This is a genomic window from Serratia ureilytica (assembly GCF_013375155.1).
In the GTDB taxonomy this organism is placed as follows: Bacteria; Pseudomonadota; Gammaproteobacteria; order Enterobacterales; family Enterobacteriaceae; genus Serratia; species Serratia ureilytica.
The window spans coordinates 1-17,027 of the sequence record NZ_JABXOF010000016.1 but is presented as its reverse complement, the minus strand read 5'-3'; the positions used below and the strand labels follow the sequence as shown (position 1 = coordinate 17,027).

At 58.7% G+C, this 17,027-nt stretch carries 17 protein-coding genes and 1 tRNA gene; 8 read left to right on the top strand and 10 right to left on the bottom strand.

Annotated elements, in window-relative coordinates:
* The first annotated feature begins 365 nt into the window (after positions 1 to 365).
* Positions 366 to 1,130: a MipA/OmpV family protein gene (locus tag HWW83_RS23560; protein ID WP_033643317.1), complete on the top strand. Its 765-nt coding sequence runs from the start codon at positions 366 to 368 to the stop codon at positions 1,128 to 1,130.
* Between the two features lie 94 nt (positions 1,131 to 1,224).
* Here the strand turns inward: HWW83_RS23560 and HWW83_RS23555 are convergent, their stop codons facing one another.
* A complete protein-coding gene (locus HWW83_RS23555) occupies positions 1,225 to 2,100 on the bottom strand; it encodes a D-hexose-6-phosphate mutarotase (RefSeq protein WP_033643316.1) in 876 nt (291 codons plus the stop codon).
* A 194-nt stretch (positions 2,101 to 2,294) separates the two neighbouring features.
* Entirely contained in the window at positions 2,295 to 3,290 is a 996-nt protein-coding gene (gapA, locus tag HWW83_RS23550; protein ID WP_004932222.1) for a glyceraldehyde-3-phosphate dehydrogenase, read from the bottom strand.
* Positions 3,291 to 3,638: 348 nt separating this feature from the next.
* Between gapA and msrB the strand changes: the two genes are divergently transcribed.
* Positions 3,639 to 4,052 (top strand): peptide-methionine (R)-S-oxide reductase MsrB, encoded by a 414-nt coding sequence (gene msrB / locus HWW83_RS23545; protein WP_033643315.1) that lies wholly within the window; start codon positions 3,639 to 3,641, stop codon positions 4,050 to 4,052.
* Positions 4,053 to 4,115: 63 nt separating this feature from the next.
* Complete coding sequence (locus HWW83_RS23540; protein WP_176589632.1) at positions 4,116 to 4,388, top strand: YeaC family protein; 273 nt, start codon at positions 4,116 to 4,118, stop codon at positions 4,386 to 4,388.
* A gap of 45 nt (positions 4,389 to 4,433) precedes the next feature.
* Here the strand turns inward: HWW83_RS23540 and chiD are convergent, their stop codons facing one another.
* The 4 genes from chiD to sppA all read right to left on the bottom strand — a co-directional run bounded on the left by chiD (position 4,434) and on the right by sppA (position 9,566).
* On the bottom strand, positions 4,434 to 5,711 hold the full coding sequence (chiD, locus tag HWW83_RS23535; protein ID WP_101452914.1) for a chitinase ChiD: 1,278 nt from the start codon (positions 5,709 to 5,711) through the stop codon (positions 4,434 to 4,436).
* 233 nt (positions 5,712 to 5,944) lie between these two features.
* Complete coding sequence (gene pncA / locus HWW83_RS23530) at positions 5,945 to 6,577, bottom strand: bifunctional nicotinamidase/pyrazinamidase (RefSeq protein WP_176589631.1); 633 nt, start codon at positions 6,575 to 6,577, stop codon at positions 5,945 to 5,947.
* A 22-nt stretch (positions 6,578 to 6,599) separates the two neighbouring features.
* A complete protein-coding gene (gene ansA / locus HWW83_RS23525; protein ID WP_033643312.1) occupies positions 6,600 to 7,616 on the bottom strand; it encodes an asparaginase in 1,017 nt (338 codons plus the stop codon).
* A gap of 93 nt (positions 7,617 to 7,709) precedes the next feature.
* A complete protein-coding gene (gene sppA / locus HWW83_RS23520; protein ID WP_033643311.1) occupies positions 7,710 to 9,566 on the bottom strand; it encodes a signal peptide peptidase SppA in 1,857 nt (618 codons plus the stop codon).
* A 160-nt stretch (positions 9,567 to 9,726) separates the two neighbouring features.
* Here sppA and HWW83_RS23515 point away from each other — a divergent pair, with 160 nt between their 5' ends.
* The 5 genes from HWW83_RS23515 to HWW83_RS23495 all read left to right on the top strand — a co-directional run bounded on the left by HWW83_RS23515 (position 9,727) and on the right by HWW83_RS23495 (position 14,815).
* On the top strand, positions 9,727 to 10,278 hold the full coding sequence (locus tag HWW83_RS23515; protein ID WP_004932204.1) for an NAD(P)H nitroreductase: 552 nt from the start codon (positions 9,727 to 9,729) through the stop codon (positions 10,276 to 10,278).
* A gap of 157 nt (positions 10,279 to 10,435) precedes the next feature.
* Positions 10,436 to 11,479, top strand: a complete 1,044-nt coding sequence (gene selD, locus HWW83_RS23510) for a selenide, water dikinase SelD (protein WP_033643310.1) — start codon at positions 10,436 to 10,438, stop codon at positions 11,477 to 11,479.
* Between the two features lie 8 nt (positions 11,480 to 11,487).
* A complete protein-coding gene (mnmH, locus tag HWW83_RS23505; RefSeq protein WP_033644287.1) occupies positions 11,488 to 12,597 on the top strand; it encodes a tRNA 2-selenouridine(34) synthase MnmH in 1,110 nt (369 codons plus the stop codon).
* Entirely contained in the window at positions 12,597 to 14,522 is a 1,926-nt protein-coding gene (locus HWW83_RS23500; protein ID WP_033643309.1) for a DNA topoisomerase III, read from the top strand. The genes mnmH and HWW83_RS23500 overlap by 1 nt, the downstream gene beginning before the upstream one ends.
* Positions 14,519 to 14,815: a YnjH family protein gene (locus tag HWW83_RS23495; protein ID WP_033643308.1), complete on the top strand. Its 297-nt coding sequence runs from the start codon at positions 14,519 to 14,521 to the stop codon at positions 14,813 to 14,815. Before HWW83_RS23500 ends, HWW83_RS23495 begins: the two co-directional genes overlap by 4 nt.
* A gap of 21 nt (positions 14,816 to 14,836) precedes the next feature.
* Here HWW83_RS23495 and HWW83_RS23490 read toward each other — a convergent pair whose 3' ends face one another.
* The 4 genes from HWW83_RS23490 to HWW83_RS23475 all read right to left on the bottom strand — a co-directional run bounded on the left by HWW83_RS23490 (position 14,837) and on the right by HWW83_RS23475 (position 17,025).
* A complete protein-coding gene (locus HWW83_RS23490; protein WP_033643307.1) occupies positions 14,837 to 15,238 on the bottom strand; it encodes a pyrimidine (deoxy)nucleoside triphosphate diphosphatase in 402 nt (133 codons plus the stop codon).
* 44 nt (positions 15,239 to 15,282) lie between these two features.
* Positions 15,283 to 16,089 carry an exodeoxyribonuclease III gene (xthA, locus tag HWW83_RS23485; protein WP_004932192.1) on the bottom strand — a complete coding sequence of 269 codons (807 nt, stop codon included), beginning with the start codon at positions 16,087 to 16,089 and terminating at the stop codon, positions 15,283 to 15,285.
* A 102-nt stretch (positions 16,090 to 16,191) separates the two neighbouring features.
* Positions 16,192 to 16,764, bottom strand: a complete 573-nt coding sequence (locus tag HWW83_RS23480; protein WP_004932190.1) for an LOG family protein — start codon at positions 16,762 to 16,764, stop codon at positions 16,192 to 16,194.
* A 176-nt stretch (positions 16,765 to 16,940) separates the two neighbouring features.
* Positions 16,941 to 17,025, bottom strand: a tRNA-Tyr gene (locus HWW83_RS23475).
* Between the last annotated feature and the right edge of the window lie 2 nt (positions 17,026 to 17,027).

Genomic DNA, 17,027 nt, shown 5'->3' with positions numbered 1-17,027 from the left:
CGAAAGATGAGAATACGCCTGAGTACAGCAACCCGTATGCCAACTTGGTGCGCTTATTATCGCGAGTTGCGCTGTATGCCACTGGGCCCAGGATAAATTCACCTTCTGATTTAAGCTTAGTTTGCTTGCCGGAAAATTTCCTGCCGTAGAAAAAGCTTTTTTTAAGTCATATCAATGACTCAGTTATTGCCGGGATAACCAAATGCCTTGTCTGGCGCGGCCTGCGGCATGAATCGTCACCGTTCCGCCATGATTAATTCATAATTCCGCTATAAGTTATTCGATCTTGGTCGTTTTCTATTGTAAAGATTAGGCGCGTAACTAAATTTTCACATAAACTATTGCGGCTATTAACCCTGTAATTTATGGAAAAAGAACCAGTGAAGATTTCAAAACTCAAAACGCTAGCAATTATCGCTTCCGCAATGGTTTGTGCGCAAAGTGCCCAGGCGGGAACCTGGTCACTGGGTGCTGCCGCGCTGGTTAGCCCGGACCCGTATCGCGGTTATCAGGATCGCGTTTATCCGGTGCCCGTCATCGACTATGAAGGTGACGACTTCTACTTCCGTACTCTGACCGCCGGTTACTACCTGTGGAAAGATCAAGAAAATCAGCTGAGCATCATGGGGTATTACACGCCATGGGGCTACCGTCCGGGCGACAGCGACGACGATCGCATGAAGCGTCTCGACAAGCGTCGCGGCACGCTGATGGCCGGCCTGGCCTATTCACACAACGCAGAGTGGGGCACCATTCGCACCACCTTCACCGGCGACACGCTGAACTACAGCAACGGGCTGGTGGGCGATGTGGCTTATCTGTACAAGTTTGATCTGGACGCGTTGACGCTGGTTCCGGGCGTAGGCGTGATGTGGAACAGCAAAAACCAGAACAAATATTACTATGGCGTCAGCGCCAATGAATCGCGCCGCAGCGGTCTGGACAGCTACACCCCGAGCGATAGTTGGGCGCCGTATCTCGAGCTGAGCGCCAATTACCAGATCAACAAGAGCTGGAACGCCTTCTTCCTCGGCCGCTATGTGAAGTTGTCGGATGAAGTGAAAGACAGCCCGATGGTGGATAAATCTTACACCGGTTTGCTGATGACGGGTGTGAGCTACACCTTCTAATCGCGCATTGCACGATAAGCGTGCATGGCGTGCATCAAAAAGGGGCGCAAGCGCCCCTTTTGCACATCCGTAGTGCGCTGGCGCGCACGGGGTTTCAGGCCTTTTTACGGCTGCGGAAGGTCACACCCAAACGGGCGGGTTGTTCGCCGGCGGCGACCAGCGGTTTGCTGACGCGCCCGGTCTCAACGCAGACCATGGTCTTGTAACCGTCGTTCGGCATGTCTCCCATGCTGCAGGAAAGCTCTACGCCGGGGTTCCAGGCGATAACGTCGCTCATATGATGGTGATGAACCTCGATGGTGCGTGCGAGCGCCGGATCGCGGATCAGGCTGAAGGCCTCCGGACGGGTATAGACGCGGTCAGTTTGGCCGACGAAGGTCACTTCGCCCGTCTGACGCGCTTCGACGCCGCCCGCCACCTTATCAATATAAGGTTCACCCAGGCCCGCCACGCTGACCCGATCGATATCGCCAACCTGGAAGTAGCTGTGCAGCGCCGCCGTGGCTTGATAATCGCCGTGCGATTCCAGTTCGATCTCGCACTCTTCACCCAGCTTGAAGCGAGCAATCAGCGTGAAGGCGTGCGGCCACAGCTTGCGGGTCTGCTCATTGTCTTTCAGCGTAAAGGTCAGGATGACGCCGTTGTCATCTTCATCGTGCGCCGTCAGGCTCCAGGGCTGGTTGCGAGCGAACCCGTGGGAGGGTTGCGCCACCGGGCCGAACCACGGCCAACAGATCGGCACGCCACCGCGGATGGCCTTGCCTTTGGCGAAAGGCGTGTTGTTGCTGAGCCAAATTACCGGCTGCTCACCGCTAGGCTGCCAGGCCAGCAAATGCGCACCCTGCAGTGCGACCGCCGCGCGCACTTTCGGGTGCGACACGACCACCACGCCCAGCTCATCGAGTTGGCGCTGGCTGATATAAGGAGAAATCTGTTCGGAAACGGGCAGGGTGAAAATTTTCTCGTTCATTTCATAACCTATTGTTTGCCGGAAATAGAAATGGACCCTATTAGCTTTCGGGTCACAACCAGGCCCTCAGGCGCATGCTTAGACAGTGACTGAGGTGAGTGTGTGCAGCGAACAACGCTGTGACTCGAAAGATGACGGGTAAAAAAAGGGCGACAAAAAAATGTCGCCCTCATTATCAGCTTAACATCATGCCATTACTTGGAGATGTGAGCGATCAGATCCAGAACCTTGTTGGAGTAGCCGGTTTCGTTGTCGTACCAGGAAACCAGTTTCACGAAGTTGTCGTTCAGTGCGATACCGGCTTTGGCATCGAACACGGAAGTCAGCACTTCGCCGTTGAAGTCGGTGGAAACCACGTCGTCTTCAACATAGCCCAGAACGCCTTTCATAGAGCCTTCAGCGGCGTCTTTGATGGCTTTCTTGATTTCTTCGTAGGTAGCCGCTTTTTCCAGACGAACGGTCAGGTCAACAACGGACACGTTAGGGGTCGGTACGCGGAACGCCATGCCGGTCAGTTTGCCTTTCAGTTCTGGCAGAACCACGCCAACCGCTTTCGCTGCGCCGGTAGAAGAAGGGATGATGTTCTGGGATGCGCCGCGGCCGCCGCGCCAGTCTTTGTGAGACGGGCCATCAACGGTTTTCTGAGTCGCGGTGGTGGCGTGAACGGTGGTCATCAGGCCTTCAACGATACCGAAGTTGTCGTTGATGACTTTAGCCAGTGGCGCCAGGCAGTTGGTGGTGCAAGAGGCGTTGGACACGATGTCCTGGCCGGCATATTTGTCAAAGTTGGCGCCGCGAACGAACATTGGGGTCGCATCTTTGGATGGGCCAGTCAGAACCACTTTTTTAGCGCCGGCGGTGATGTGTTTACGTGCGGTTTCGTCGGTCAGGAAGATACCGGTCGCTTCAGCAACCACATCAACGCCCACTTCGTTCCACTTCAGGTTAGCCGGGTCTTTCTCTGCGGTAACACGGATGGTTTTGCCGTTAACAACCAGGTGGCCGTCTTTAACTTCTACCGTACCGTTGAAACGGCCGTGAGTAGAGTCATACTTCAGCATGTAAGCCATGTACTCTGCGTCCAACAGGTCGTTGATTGCAACGATCTCGATGTCAGAACGCTCTTGAGCAGCACGGAAAACAATGCGACCGATACGGCCAAAACCGTTGATACCTACTTTGATAGTCATATATTCCACCAGCTATTTGTTAGTGAATAAAAGGTTGGTTGTAAAATTACAAAAACCTTACCCAGCGTCAAGCGGAATCGTGTCAATACTTGCGGCAAGTCAAACCGGAAGGGTGGTTTTGCACGCTTATTGCACAGTCCATTTGCGCTCGGCCTCATCCGTTATATGGGGACAAGCCGCCAAGTATAAAGTCAGCATACGCAAGATGTGTGATCGCTATCACATATCATCGTGACGTGGCCTTTATGGGCTACAGTTTAGGCCAAAAACCCCTGCAGCGGTGTTAATTTTTTGTTATTATTAATCATTGTTTTCGTTGACATTATCCACATTCAGAGATAAGCACAAATGGCTAAAGAGACAACCCCCGCTCATCCGGTCACGGAACTGAATGAAATCCAACGTTATGTCACGCAACAGCGTGGCACCGAAGCGCCGTTTAGCGGCAAATTGCTGCATAACAAGCGTGAGGGCGTGTACCATTGTCTGTGCTGTAACCAGCCGCTGTTCTATTCCGAAACCAAATACGATTCCGGCTGCGGCTGGCCCAGCTTTTACGAGCCGGTTTCCGCCGATGCAATCCGTTATCTTGATGATAATTCACATAATATGCATCGTGTTGAAATCCGCTGTGGCCACTGCGACGCGCACCTGGGGCATGTATTCCCCGATGGCCCGCAGCCGACCGGTGACCGTTACTGCGTCAATTCCGCCTCGCTGAGTTTCACCGATGGCGAAAATGGCGATCAAACGGCCGGTTAAGCGGTAATTTAACCAACAAAATCGATTCAGCTAATTATTCTTCCGTAAGCGAGAAGGGCCCTGATGGACATGAAAGATCTGATTGCGGCGATGACGCCCGAGATATACCAACGCCTGGTGCAGGCGGTTGAACTGGGCAAATGGCCGGACGGCGTGGCGCTGACGCCGGAGCAAAAGGAAAACAGCCTGCAGGCGGTGATGCTGTGGCAGTCGATGAACAACGTCGATCCGCAGCATATGAGCATCGGCACCGACGGGCAGATCGTGATGAAGAGCAAACAAGAGCTGAAGCAGCAGTTCGTTGCCGAGCCGCTGGTGAAACTCAAGCCGCAGTAAGGCTCCCCCCCTAAAGCGGGGCGATGTTGCCATCGCCCCGTCGATTCAACGTTTCTCGCCCTTTATGCCCAGCGATTCCGCCAGCTGCTGCGCCAGCCGGTTGTTGTCGTCTGCGCCGTATTCCCAGAACATCGCACCGCCCAATCCCTGGCTTTTAATGTAATCGGCCTTGATGGCCACCGAACGCGGGTTCTCGTACGAGATGGCGAACAGCGGCTTGCCTTCGGCGGATTGCAGCGTCAGGTATGGCACTTTGGCGTCGTCATCCCAGTGCTCGCGGAAACGCTGCTGCGGATCGTTGAGCAATTTGTTGACGATATCGCGGTATTTAAAATAAGTGTCTTTGCTGAGATCCAATCCCAGCGTGCGGAACAGGGCGATTTCTCGCGCGCTGAAGTAAGGCTGCGTCACCGGATGCTTGGCGGCGTCCGGCTTGTCCCAGTCGATGCCCGCCTCGGTCGCCCGTTTCGGTACCCGGCCGTAGAAACCGATACCCAGGTTCATCTGCGCCGGTTTCAGACCGGCGGCCAGATAATGCTTTACCACGTTATCGGCGCTGTAGCGATCGGCGGCGGCTACGGTTGGCCAACGCGTTGAATCGTACAGGTTGGCATTGAAGTACTGCGTGCCGTAAGCCATGTCGTAGGTCATCAGATTGATGTAATTGAGGTAGGGCGCAATATTTTTTACATCGACCCATTCACGTGGGCTTTTGACGTTGGCGCCAACGGCGATGGTCAACAGTTTGCCTTTACCCAGCGTCTGATGAAGCTCTTTCAGCAGCAGGGTGAAGTTGTCGCGATCTGCCGGTTGGCTTTCCACCAAACCCCATGCGCCGTTTACCGGGTATTCCCAGTCCAGATCGATCCCATCCAGCCGGTACTGTTCGATCACCTGCAACGCGGAGCGAATGAAAATCGCCCGGTTTTCCGCGGTGGCGGCGGCGCCGGAGAAACCGCGTGCGCCCCAGCCTCCGACCGACAACAGCACTTTCAGCTCGGGGTTCTGTTTGCGCAGCACCGGCAGACGTTGCAGATCGGCCGTGACTTTCGGTGACAGGTAGATCTGGTGGCGGCGAGCAGGGTCTTTCAGCGCCGCATTGGTTTCGTCTTTCTCGTCGTTGTAGATCAGGCCAAACGAATAGTTGAGGTGGGTGATTTGCGTCACGTCCAGCTTGTCGATGTCACCACCGGGGCCGGCGGTGACGTCGCCGCCGCCGTTGAAGTAGCCGACGGAGAGATAGGCCGCCTGAGCCGCGCCGGTACCGGCGATAGCCAACTGCACCGCTGCCAGCAAAGGCAGCAGTTTTCGGGTTATTTTCATGTTTGTCTCCTTGGGATCGGCAAGGCCGACCGTACCGCCAGTAGCGGTCACAATAAAGCCGGGCTCAGCGGGCCCCGGATGCGTATAACCGATTGACGCCAAAAGCGTCGCTGCCATAACAGCAAAAGCGCCTGCCGGTCACAAGCGGCTGGAGGAGAAGAAGAACAGCATTGTGAGCGGCGTCGATATTTTCGCCGCCGCCCAGAGAGGGCGCCGATAGCGCCCGGCAGGATTTAATTGGCGAGAAATTGTGACAGGGTAACTAGCTGCGCGCCGGCGCGCGCCATGTCCTGCAGCGCTCGCTCACTGTCGTCCGGCTGCAGATTCACGCCGCGGCAGCCGTCGACGATCACCTGCGTCGGATAGCCGGCACTCAGCGCATCCAGCACGCTGAACTTCACGCAATAGTCGGTCGCCAGGCCCATGATCGCCAGCCGCTGAATGCCCTGCGATTGCAGCCAGCCGTGCAGTTCGGTCTGCGCACGGTGGCCGTTATCGAAGAACGCGCTGTAGCTGTCGATGTTCGTATCTTGCCCTTTGCGAAAGACGGCATTGATGTGTTGCCGCTGCAGTTGAGGATGAAAATCGGCGCCGAGGCTCCCTTGCACGCAGTGCACCGGCCACCACACCTGCGGCAAACCTTCCAGTTCACCGAGGGTGCCGACTTGCGCATCGGAGTTCACCGCAAAGCTGCGGTGATTGGCGGGATGCCAGTCCTGGCTGGCCACCACCGGTTCGCCGCGCGCCAGGCAGGCGGCGATCGCCTGATTGGCGACCGGGATGACGGCGTCGCCCTCCGTGACCGCCAGCGCGCCACCGGGGCAGAAATCATTTTGCAGATCGATCAACAACAGGGCCGTTTTCATCGCCGCTCCAAAGATCGGTAGGTTAACCGTTGATGCTCAGCTCGCCGCGCAGATCTTGCTGCATCAGGGCGCGGATTTGTTCCGGCGTCAGCGGCTGGCTCAGCAGGTAGTGCAGCTTGGTCAGAGCGGCTTCCACCGTCATGTCGAAACCGCTGATCACCCCGGCGTGCGCCAGCGCGTTGCCGGTGGCGTAGCCTTCCATATTGACGCGCCCGGAGATGCACTGCGTCAGGTTGACCACCACGATGCCGCGTTCGGAGGCCGCACGCAACTCGTCGATCAGCTCGGCCTTCTGCGGCGCGTTGCCGACGCCGTAGGAACGCAGGATCAGCGCCTTGACCGGCTGCAGCAGGAAGTTACGCACCACCGCGCCGGAAATGCCCGGATAGATAGTGACCACGCCGATCGGCTGCGGCGTGATGTCATGTACCTGCAGCGCGCCGTTGCAAACCGGGCTGTCGATGCCGTGCTGGCGACGAATGTGGATACCGGCTTCCAGCAGCGGCGGCAGGTTGGGTGAAGCGAAAGCGTCGAAGCCATCGGCGTGCGCTTTGGTGGTGCGGTTGCCGCGGAACAGCTTGTTGTTGAAAAACAGGCTGACTTCGTTCACCGGATGGTTGGCCGCCAGGTACAGTGCATTCAGCAGATTGGTTTGGCCATCGGAGCGCAGCTCCGCCAGCGGAATCTGCGAGCCGGTGACGATCACCGGTTTGGCCAGGTTCTCCAGCATGAAGGAGAGCGCCGAGGCGGTGAACGCCATGGTATCGGTGCCGTGCAGGATCACGAAGCCGTCGTAGCGATCGTAGTTCTGTTTGATGTCGTCGGCGATGTGCTGCCAGTCTTCCGGCGTCATGTCCGAGGAATCGATGAGCGGCGCGTATTCATGAATGGTGAAATCCGGCATCTCCGGCCGATGGAATTCCGGCATCAGCGCCAGCTGACGCTGCAGGTGGCCGGAAACCGGAATATAGCCGTGCTCGGAACGCTGCATGCCGATGGTGCCGCCGGTGTAGGCGACGTAAATGGATTTCTTTTGCATGGTTATGATTTTAACAAAGATAAGATGGGCTGAATTATAGGGACATGGCGGCAGAAAAAAAGCCCGGCGGAGGCCGGGCTGCAGAATTATTTGTTAGCGGACTTCTCCGCAGGTCAGACAGATCGCGTAGCGGTTCTGCGGATCGTTCAAGTTATTGAACAAACCCGGCTGCTCTTTCACCGCATTGGCGACCGAGGCCAGCGGGGCAGGCAGCATGGCCTGAATCGCCGCCGGCAGCATGGCGTGAATGGAAACGCCGAACTGGCTGAGCACCATATCGCTCAGGCTCGGGGTGTCGACGAACCAGTCGAGCTGCCACTGTTGCAGTTTCGCCAGCTCAGCGGCTTTCTTCACCGCGTCGTCGAAATCGCCCAACTGATCGACCAGGCCGTTGGCCTTGGCGTCGCTGCCGAGCCACACGTGGCCCTGCGCGATTTGGTCAACCTGCTGCGGGGTCATCTTGCGTGATTTGGCGACCAGATCGAGGAAGTTCTTATACCCGTTTTCGATATTCAGCTGCATCATCTGCGAGAACTCCTGCGGCAACGCCTTGGTGACCGCGATATCGGCCAGCGGGGATGTCGCTACGCCGTCGGTGTGCACGCCCAGCGTATCCAGGGTTTTCTCGTAGGTATTGATGATGCCAAAAATACCGATGGAGCCGGTCAGCGTGCTCGGGCTGGCGATGATGTAGTCGGCCGGCGTCGAGACCCAGTAACCGCCCGACGCGGCCATGCCGCCCATCGACACCACCACCGGTTTGCCGGCGGCGCGCACGGCGGCCAGCTCGGAGCGGATCACTTCGGACGCGCTGACGCTGCCGCCAGGGCTATTGACGCGGAACACCACGGCTTTGACGGCCGGATCCAGACGGGCCTGACGCAGCTCGGCGGCGGTGGTGTCGCCCCCGACGTTGCCCGGCGTCTGCGGGCCGTCCATGATGGCGCCGTTGGCGAACACCACGGCGATCTTGCCACCCTGGTTGGCGTCCGGCTTCGGCTGGTAGTCGTAGATGCTGATGGCGTTAAAATCGTTCGCCTGTTTGTCCCAGCCGAAGGTTTTGACCAGCTGATTTTCGATCGCGGTGCGCGACGCCAGCTCGTCCACCAGCTTATTGTCCAGCGCATAGCGGGCGGTGTCGCCGCCTGCCGCCTGCAGGCCGCTCAGCACGCCGGCGGCGCCGGGGAACAGCTGCTGCGGCGTCAGCTGCCGGTTGGCCGCCACGGTTTCCAGATAGTTCTGCCACAGGCCGCCAATCCAGCGGCTGTCCGCTTCGCGCGCCGCCGGGGACATGTCGTCGCGGATCAGCGGTTCGACCGCCGATTTATAGGTGCCGACGCGGAAGATATTGGTGGTGACCTTGAGCATGTCCAGCAACGACTTGTAATACAGGTTGTTGGTGGCGAAACCGTGCAGATCGACCGCGCCCTGCGGCGAGAGGTAGACCTTGTTGGCGTAGCTGGCCAGGTAGTATTGCGTTTGATTGTAACTGTCGCCGATGGCGAAGATCGGTTTGCCGCTGTCGCGGAACTCGCGCAGCGCTTTGCCGATATAGCGCAGCGAGGGCTGATCGGCGCCGGCGAAGTCATTTAGCTGCAACACCATGCCGGTAATGTTTTTGTCGTCTTTGGCCTTGCGGATGCTGTCCACCACGTCGAACAGCGAATTCTCCTGCAGGCGGCTGCTGGAGGCGCCCAACAGTTCACGCCCCCATTGCCGCACTCGGTTGTTTACCGAAGGCTGATCGACCACCACACCGCTTAAATCGACCAACAGCGCGCCGCGCGCCGGGGCCGTCGAGGTGGAGGAACTTTGGAAGGACAGATAGATGCCGACCCCAACCAGGATCAGCAGGACCAGGAACAGGTTAAGGATCAGTTCCCTGATAAAATTCAGCAGACGCCATGTCCACCGGAAAATGCCGGCAATAATTTGCCACAATGTGCGCATGTGCTCTCCAACAAGAGTCGAGAATGTTCCGTTATCCTAATGAGCGGCCGGGTAAATGTCAGCTTTAAATCGTGGCACACAGACGCTATCGCCGAGGCTGTAACTCGCCGTTTAGCTATGTTAACGTGGCCGGAATGAAAATTGTTATCAGGAGTTTACGATGGATGCTCTGGATCTTTTATTGAATCGTCGCTCGGCTTCGCGCCTGGCGGAACCGGCGCCGGCGGGGGAAGTGCGCCAAAACATCATCAACGCGGGCCTGCGTGCGCCCGATCACGGCGCGCTGCAGCCGTGGCGTTTCGTGATGATCGAGAATCAGGGCCTGGAGCGTTTCAGTCAGCTGCTGCAGGCGGCGGCGAAGCAGGATCAGTTGGATGAAGCGGCGATCGAAAAAGCCACCAAGGCGCCGTTCCGCGCACCGCTGATCATCACCGTCATCGCGCATTGCACTGAAGAGACCAAGGTGCCGCGTTGGGAGCAGGTGGTTTCCGCCGGTTGCGCCGTGCAGGCGATGCAGATGGCGGCGCTGGCGCAGGGCTTTAACGGCATCTGGCGCACCGGCGCCTGGACCGAGCATGCGCTGGTGCGTGAAGCCTTCGGTTGCCGCGAGCAGGACGAGATCGTCGGTTTCCTCTATCTGGGCACGCCGCAGCTGAAGGCCGCCACTAAAGTGACGCCGCCGGACAGCACGCCTTTCGTCAGCTATTTCTAAGTATTATCCGACGGGGCGCGGCGAAAATGCGCCAAACCCCGCAAAATTGCATGGTTTCTGAGCAGGCCGTTCGCTTATCGGCGGCCCGCTCTTATCAATCCCCTCGGCAAGCGCTACCCTATGTTATCTTGAGTGCCGTTATCGAAGGGAGTGGACTATGACATCGCCAGCGATCCGTTTAACCCAGTACAGCCATGGCGCTGGCTGCGGCTGCAAAATCTCACCGAAAGTTCTCGAAACCATCCTGCACAGCGAGCGGGAGAAATTTGTCGATCCGCGTCTGCTGGTCGGCAATGAAACCCGCGACGACGCGGCGGTATATGACATCGGCAACGGCGTCGGCATTATCAGCACCACCGATTTCTTCATGCCGATCGTCGACGATCCGTTCGATTTCGGCCGCATCGCCGCCGCCAACGCCATCAGCGACGTGTACGCCATGGGCGGCAAACCGATCATGGCGATCGCCATTCTCGGCTGGCCGATCGCCAAACTGCCGCCGGAGGTGGCGCAGCAGGTGATCGACGGTGGGCGTTTCGCCTGCCAGCAGGCGGGGATCGCGCTGGCCGGCGGCCACTCCATCGATGCGCCTGAACCTATCTTCGGCCTGGCGGTCACCGGCGTGGTCAATACCGAGCGGGTGAAGAAGAACAGCGCCGCGCGGGCCGGGGCTAAACTCTATCTGACCAAGCCGCTGGGCATCGGCGTGCTGACGACCGCCGAGAAGCAAAGCAAGCTGCGCCCCGAGCATCATGGGCTGGCGACGGACGTGATGTGCCGCCTTAACAAGCCGGGCGCCGACTTTGCCGAGGTGGCGGGCGTCACGGCGATGACCGACATCACCGGTTTTGGCCTGCTGGGCCACCTGAGCGAGGTATGTCAGGGTTCCGGCCTGCAGGCGACGGTCTGGTTCGATCGGGTGCCGAAGCTGCCGGACGTCGAGGCGTATATTGCCGAGGGCTGCGTGCCGGGCGGTACCGGGCGCAACTTCGACAGCTATGGCCATCTGGTGGGAGAGATGAGCGATCTGCAGCGCCAGTTGCTGTGCGATCCTCAGACCTCCGGCGGTTTGCTGTTGGCGGTATTGCCGGAGGCGGAAGCGCAGGTGCTGGCGATTGCCGAACAGCATGGCATTACGCTCAACGCCATCGGCGAGCTGCATGTGGCATCGGCCGATAAGCCGCTGATCGAGGTCGTGTAGTGTCCAACATGCAAGGAAGGCCGGACAGCGACAATTACCAACGCATTTTCCTGCAGGACGTGCCGCTGATTGACGTGCGCGCGCCGATCGAGTTTCAGCAGGGCGCCTTCGCTCAGGCGCTGAACCTGCCGCTGATGATCGACAGCGAGCGGCAGGCGGTGGGCACCTGCTATAAACAGCATGGGCAGCAAGCGGCGATAGCGCTCGGCCACAGTCTGGTGAACGGCAAACTGCGCGAACAGCGCACCGCCGCCTGGCTGGCGGCCTGTGCGCAGCGGCCCGAAGGCTATCTCTATTGCTTCCGCGGCGGTCTGCGCTCGCAGCTGGTGCAGCAATGGTTGCATGAGGCCGGCGTCGAGTACCCGCGTATCATTGGCGGTTATAAGGCGCTGCGCAATTATTTGCTCGGCGTGCTGGCGCAAAGCGCAGCATTGCCGATGGCCCTGGTGGGCGGCAATACCGGCAGCGGCAAGACGTTGCTGGTCAACGAACTGGCCGACGGCGTCGATCTGGAAGGTGCGGCGCGCCATCGCGGTTCATCTTTTGGTCGAACGCTGGCGGGCCAGAGCTCGCAGATCGATTTTGAGAATCGTCTGGCTGTGTTATTGCTGAAAAAACAGCATGGTGGCAGCCGCCGTTGGGTGCTGGAAGACGAAGGGCGGATCATCGGCAGCAACAATTTGCCGCTGCCGTTGTTCAATGGGATGCAGCAGGCGCCGGTGGCGGTGATCGACGATCCGTTCGACATTCGCCTGGCGCGTTTGCAGGCGGAATATATCGACGGCATGCGCGAACAGTTCGAACAGGCCTATGGCATGGAAGAGGGCTGGCGACAGTACGACGACTATCTGCACCACGGCCTGTTCGCCATACGCCGCCGCCTGGGGCTGGAACGCTTCCAGCAGCTAACGCAACGACTGGAAGCGGCGCTGCGGACACAGCGGCTCAGCGGCCAGGGCGAGGCGCACCGCGAGTGGCTGGCGCCCCTGTTGCAGCAGTACTACGATCCGATGTATTGCTATCAGTTGGAAAAGAAAGCCCAGCGGATTGTCTTCCGTGGGAACTATGCAGAAGTAAGAGAATTCTTGATGACGTTCAGCCAGAAAAACGGTGAATAATGCGACTGTTCATAGCCGAGAAACCGAGTTTGGCGCGCGCCATTGCCGACGTATTGCCCAAGCCGCATCGCCGCGGCGACGGGTATATCGCCTGCGGCGGCAACGATGTGGTGACCTGGTGCGTCGGCCACCTGTTGGAGCAGGCTCAGCCTGACGCTTATGACAGCCGCTATGCGCGCTGGTCATTGGCGGATCTGCCGATCATTCCCGAAAAATGGCGGTTGCAGCCGCGGCCTTCGGTCAGTAAACAGCTCAACGCCATTAAAAAGTTGCTGCTTGAAGCCGATGAAGTAGTTCACGCCGGCGACCCGGATCGTGAAGGGCAGCTGCTGGTGGATGAGGTGCTGGACTACCTGGATCTGACGCCGGAAAAACGCCAGAACGTGCGCCGCTGTCTGATCAACGATCTCAACCCGCAGGCGGTGGAACGCGCGGTTGAACGCCTGCGCGACAACCGTGACTTCATCCCGCTGTGCGTGTCCGCCCTTGCGCGCTCACGCGCCGACTGGCTGTACGGCATCAATATGACCCGCGCTTATACGCTGCTGGGCCGCAACGCCGGTTATGACGGCGTGTTGTCGGTGGGCAGGGTGCAGACGCCGGTGCTGGGGTTGGTGGTGCGGCGCGATGAAGAGATCGAAAACTTCGTGCCGAAAGACTTCTTTGAGGTCAAGGCGCACATCGTTACGCCGAAAGAAGAGCGTTTCGTGGCGCTGTGGCAGCCCAGCGAGTCGTGCGAGCCTTATCAGGACGAAGAGGGGCGCTTGCTGCACCGGCCGTTGGCGGAGCACGTGGTCAAGCGCATCGAGGGCCAGCCGGCGCTGGTCACGTCCTATAACGATAAACGGGAATCAGATACCGCGCCGCTGCCGTTTTCGCTCTCCACGCTGCAAATCGAAGCGGCCCGGCGTTATAACCTCAGCGCCCAACAGGTGCTGGACGTTTGCCAGCGGTTGTACGAAACCCATAAATTAATCACCTATCCGCGTTCCGACTGCCGCTACCTGCCGGAAGAACATTTCGCCGGCCGTCACGCGGTGCTGAACGCCATCAGCGTGCACCAGCCTGAGCTGTATCCGCAGCCGGTGATCGACAGCGATCGCCGCAACCGTTGCTGGGACGATAAAAAAGTCGATGCGCACCACGCTATCATTCCCACCGCCCGTGCCGGCAAGATTAATCTGACTCAGGATGAACGGAACGTGTATGGGCTGGTGGCGCGCCAGTATCTGATGCAGTTTTGTCCGGATGCGGTATTCCGCAAATGCGTGATTGAGCTGGATATCGCCGGCGGCAAATTTATCGCCAAGGCGCGTTTCCTGGCGGAAGCCGGTTGGCGTACGCTGCTGGGCAGCAAGGAGCGCGACGAAGAAAACGAAGGCGCACCGCTGCCGGTGGTGGCTAAAGATGATGAGCTGCTGTGTGAGCGCGGTGAGGTGGTGGAGCGCCAGACGCAGCCCCCGCGGCCGTTTACCGACGCCAGTCTGTTGTCGGCCATGACCGGCATTGCGCGCTTCGTACAAGATAAAGCGCTAAAGAAAATCCTGCGGGCGACCGATGGTTTAGGTACGGAAGCGACGCGAGCGGGGATCATCGAATTGCTGTTCAAACGGGCGTTTCTGTACAAGAAGGGACGCTATATTCACTCCAGCGAAACCGGGCGCGCGTTGATTCACTCGCTGCCGGATCTTGCTGCGCGTCCTGATATGACGGCAAACTGGGAGGCAACGCTGACGCAAATCAGCGAGAAATCCTGCCGTTATCAGGACTTTATGCAGCCGTTGGTCGGCACGCTGCAAGAGCTGATTTATCAGGCCAAGCAGAGCCGGGCGAGCATGGCGTTCCGTGGGTTGCCGCCGCCGCCTTCCAGCGGAGGCAAAAAACGCAGGAAAAGCGCCGGCAAGGCGCAGGAGAAGAGTGAATGAAGCACGGACTCAATGGGGTGCTGGCTGCCGCTGCCCTGGCCTACTGCGGCCTGGCGGCCGCCAACCGGGGCGATGTGGACGTGGTGTTGCCGGTTTCGCCGGAGATTTGGGGGACGGCGAAAAACGGCGCCAATTCGCCACCGGCGCAACCCTGCAACCGCTGTTGCGTCTACCAGAATCAAAACTATTCCGAAGGCGCGGTGCTCAAAGTCGAAGGAGAAGTGCTGCAGTGCGTGCGTGAGCCTAACACCATCGGCACCAACCCCTTGATTTGGGTGCGATTGAAGAAGTGACCATGTAACCTATCGCCGCGCTCAGCGTGCATCGCCTTGCGCGGCGATATAGTCCGCCAGCAGTGGAACGTCGGCCGGGGCCAGGGTATATTCCTGCGCCTGTTGCGGCGTGACCCACACCAGCGCTGAGTGACAATGCAGCTGCAATTCACCGGAGAACTCCGCGACTCGCCAGGCGTGTAGCCGGATGAGGCGTTCGCCTTGCTGCCACTGATTGCAGCCCACATAGTTGCCGATACGGGCGCAAATCCCCAATTCTTCATCCAGTTCGCGCGCCAGCGCCTGCGGTTGGCTTTCACCCGGCTCAACTTTGCCGCCGGGAAACTCCCACAGACCGGCCTGATCGCTGTCTGCGCCGCGCTGGGCCAGCAAAATGCGGCCATTTTTTTCCAGAATGGCGGCTACCACGTCGATAATTTTCATTGGCTTCACAGAGTAAAACCCCGGCGGACGCCGGGGTGATGGGGTTACAGCGTAAATTCCGCCCAGACCGGCGCATGGTCGGAAGGTTTCTCCATGCCGCGGGTTTGGTAATCGATGCCGGTGGCGATGCAGCGCGAAGCCAGCGGGGTGCTGGCCAGCAGCAGATCGATACGCAGGCCGCGGTTGTCGTCGAACCCTTTGGAGCGGTAGTCGAACCATGAGAACTCGTCGTTGCGCCCGGGGTTGGCGTGGCGGTAGGTATCGACCAGGCCCCAGTTCAGCAGGCGATCCATCCATTCGCGCTCTTCCGGCAGGAAGGAGCATTTACCGGTGCGCAGCCAGCGTTTGCGGTTGTCTTCGCCGATGCCGATATCGTAATCGCTGGGGCTGATATTCATGTCGCCCATGATCAGCACCGGGGATTCCGCCGACAGCTGCTGCTCCAGGTAGTTTTGCAGATCCTGATAAAAGCGTGTTTTAGCCGGGAATTTGATCGGGTGGTCGCGGCTTTCACCTTGCGGGAAGTAGCCGTTGATCACCGTCAGCGTGCCCTGCGGCGTAGCCAGATCGGCCATGATGATGCGACGCTGCGCGTCTTCTTCATCGGTCGGGAAGCCGCGGCGCACGGCCAGGGGCTCCGCTTTGGTCAGCAGCGCCACGCCGTAATGGCCTTTTTGCCCGTGATAGAACACGTGATAGCCGTGCTGGCTGACTTCTTCCAATGGGAACATGTCATCGTGAACTTTGGTTTCCTGCAGACCGATCACGTCGGGCTGGTGCTGTTCGATAATTGCCGCCAGCTGATGCGGACGCGCGCGCAGTCCATTGATATTAAAAGAGACAAACTTCATGAGCGGTGCCGTTTTCACGAGAAAAATGTGCTGTGATAGTAGCAGAGTTTGGCGGGAAATGTAACGCAGACAGCGGCGAGCCCGCTGACTGCGCAGCCGGCATTATTTCGCCCAGCGGTCGTAATTTTTGGGTTGATAGTCGTCAAACTGTTGCAGCAGCGTTTGCGCCGATTCGCTGATGTGCAGCGTACCGAGATAGTCGTGGCGCATGAAGCCCTGATCGGCGACGTGTTCGAGGAACTGGCTCAGTGGGCGGTAGAAACCGTTGACGTTCAGCAGGCCGACCGGTTTGTTGTGATACCCGATTTGCCCCCAGGTCCAGATTTCAAACAGCTCTTCCAGCGTGCCGATGCCGCCGGGCAGGGCGATAAAACTGTCCGCCAGCGCCGCCATACGGGCTTTGCGCGTATGCATGTCTGGCACCACTTCCAATTCAGTCAGGCCGCGATGCGCCGTTTCCGCTTCAACCAGGCGCTCGGGGATAATGCCGACAGCTTCACCGCCCGCCGCCAACACCGCGTCCGCCACAATCCCCATCAGTCCTTTTTTGCCGCCGCCGTAGATTAAACGGCGTCCCTGTGCGGCCAGCAATTGCCCCAGTTGGCGAGCCTGCTCGGCATAAGCGGGATTGACACCTTCGCTGGCGCCACAAAAAACGCAAATATTGTTTCGCATCCACCTGTTCCTTACTGCACTAAAGAAGCCAGTGGTATAGCGAATTGTCGGCCGGAGTTCAAGTTACTGCTGGGAGTGAGGAGATAAAACATCAAGGTGAAAGCGGCGATAAGGGGAGATAAATTGAGTTTATTGATGCGAGGGCTATTTAATTAGATTTTTGGAGGGGCAAGAGATGGTGGTGGGGGAAGGATTCGAACCTTCGAAGTCAGTGACGGCAGATTTACAGTCTGCTCCCTTTGGCCGCTCGGGAACCCCACCAT

What these genes read in the sequence shown, in the direction of transcription:
- HWW83_RS23560 (WP_033643317.1), top strand. Translation starts at nt 366, where the DNA reads ATGGAAAAAGAACCAGTGAAGATTTCAAAACTCAAAACGCTAGCAATT.
- HWW83_RS23555 (WP_033643316.1), bottom strand. Translation starts at nt 2,100, where the DNA reads ATGAACGAGAAAATTTTCACCCTGCCCGTTTCCGAACAGATTTCTCCT.
- gapA (WP_004932222.1), bottom strand. Translation starts at nt 3,290, where the DNA reads ATGACTATCAAAGTAGGTATCAACGGTTTTGGCCGTATCGGTCGCATT.
- msrB (WP_033643315.1), top strand. Translation starts at nt 3,639, where the DNA reads ATGGCTAAAGAGACAACCCCCGCTCATCCGGTCACGGAACTGAATGAA.
- HWW83_RS23540 (WP_176589632.1), top strand. Translation starts at nt 4,116, where the DNA reads ATGGACATGAAAGATCTGATTGCGGCGATGACGCCCGAGATATACCAA.
- chiD (WP_101452914.1), bottom strand. Translation starts at nt 5,711, where the DNA reads ATGAAAATAACCCGAAAACTGCTGCCTTTGCTGGCAGCGGTGCAGTTG.
- pncA (WP_176589631.1), bottom strand. Translation starts at nt 6,577, where the DNA reads ATGAAAACGGCCCTGTTGTTGATCGATCTGCAAAATGATTTCTGCCCC.
- ansA (WP_033643312.1), bottom strand. Translation starts at nt 7,616, where the DNA reads ATGCAAAAGAAATCCATTTACGTCGCCTACACCGGCGGCACCATCGGC.
- sppA (WP_033643311.1), bottom strand. Translation starts at nt 9,566, where the DNA reads ATGCGCACATTGTGGCAAATTATTGCCGGCATTTTCCGGTGGACATGG.
- HWW83_RS23515 (WP_004932204.1), top strand. Translation starts at nt 9,727, where the DNA reads ATGGATGCTCTGGATCTTTTATTGAATCGTCGCTCGGCTTCGCGCCTG.
- selD (WP_033643310.1), top strand. Translation starts at nt 10,436, where the DNA reads ATGACATCGCCAGCGATCCGTTTAACCCAGTACAGCCATGGCGCTGGC.
- mnmH (WP_033644287.1), top strand. Translation starts at nt 11,488, where the DNA reads ATGCAAGGAAGGCCGGACAGCGACAATTACCAACGCATTTTCCTGCAG.
- HWW83_RS23500 (WP_033643309.1), top strand. Translation starts at nt 12,597, where the DNA reads ATGCGACTGTTCATAGCCGAGAAACCGAGTTTGGCGCGCGCCATTGCC.
- HWW83_RS23495 (WP_033643308.1), top strand. Translation starts at nt 14,519, where the DNA reads ATGAAGCACGGACTCAATGGGGTGCTGGCTGCCGCTGCCCTGGCCTAC.
- HWW83_RS23490 (WP_033643307.1), bottom strand. Translation starts at nt 15,238, where the DNA reads ATGAAAATTATCGACGTGGTAGCCGCCATTCTGGAAAAAAATGGCCGC.
- xthA (WP_004932192.1), bottom strand. Translation starts at nt 16,089, where the DNA reads ATGAAGTTTGTCTCTTTTAATATCAATGGACTGCGCGCGCGTCCGCAT.
- HWW83_RS23480 (WP_004932190.1), bottom strand. Translation starts at nt 16,764, where the DNA reads ATGCGAAACAATATTTGCGTTTTTTGTGGCGCCAGCGAAGGTGTCAAT.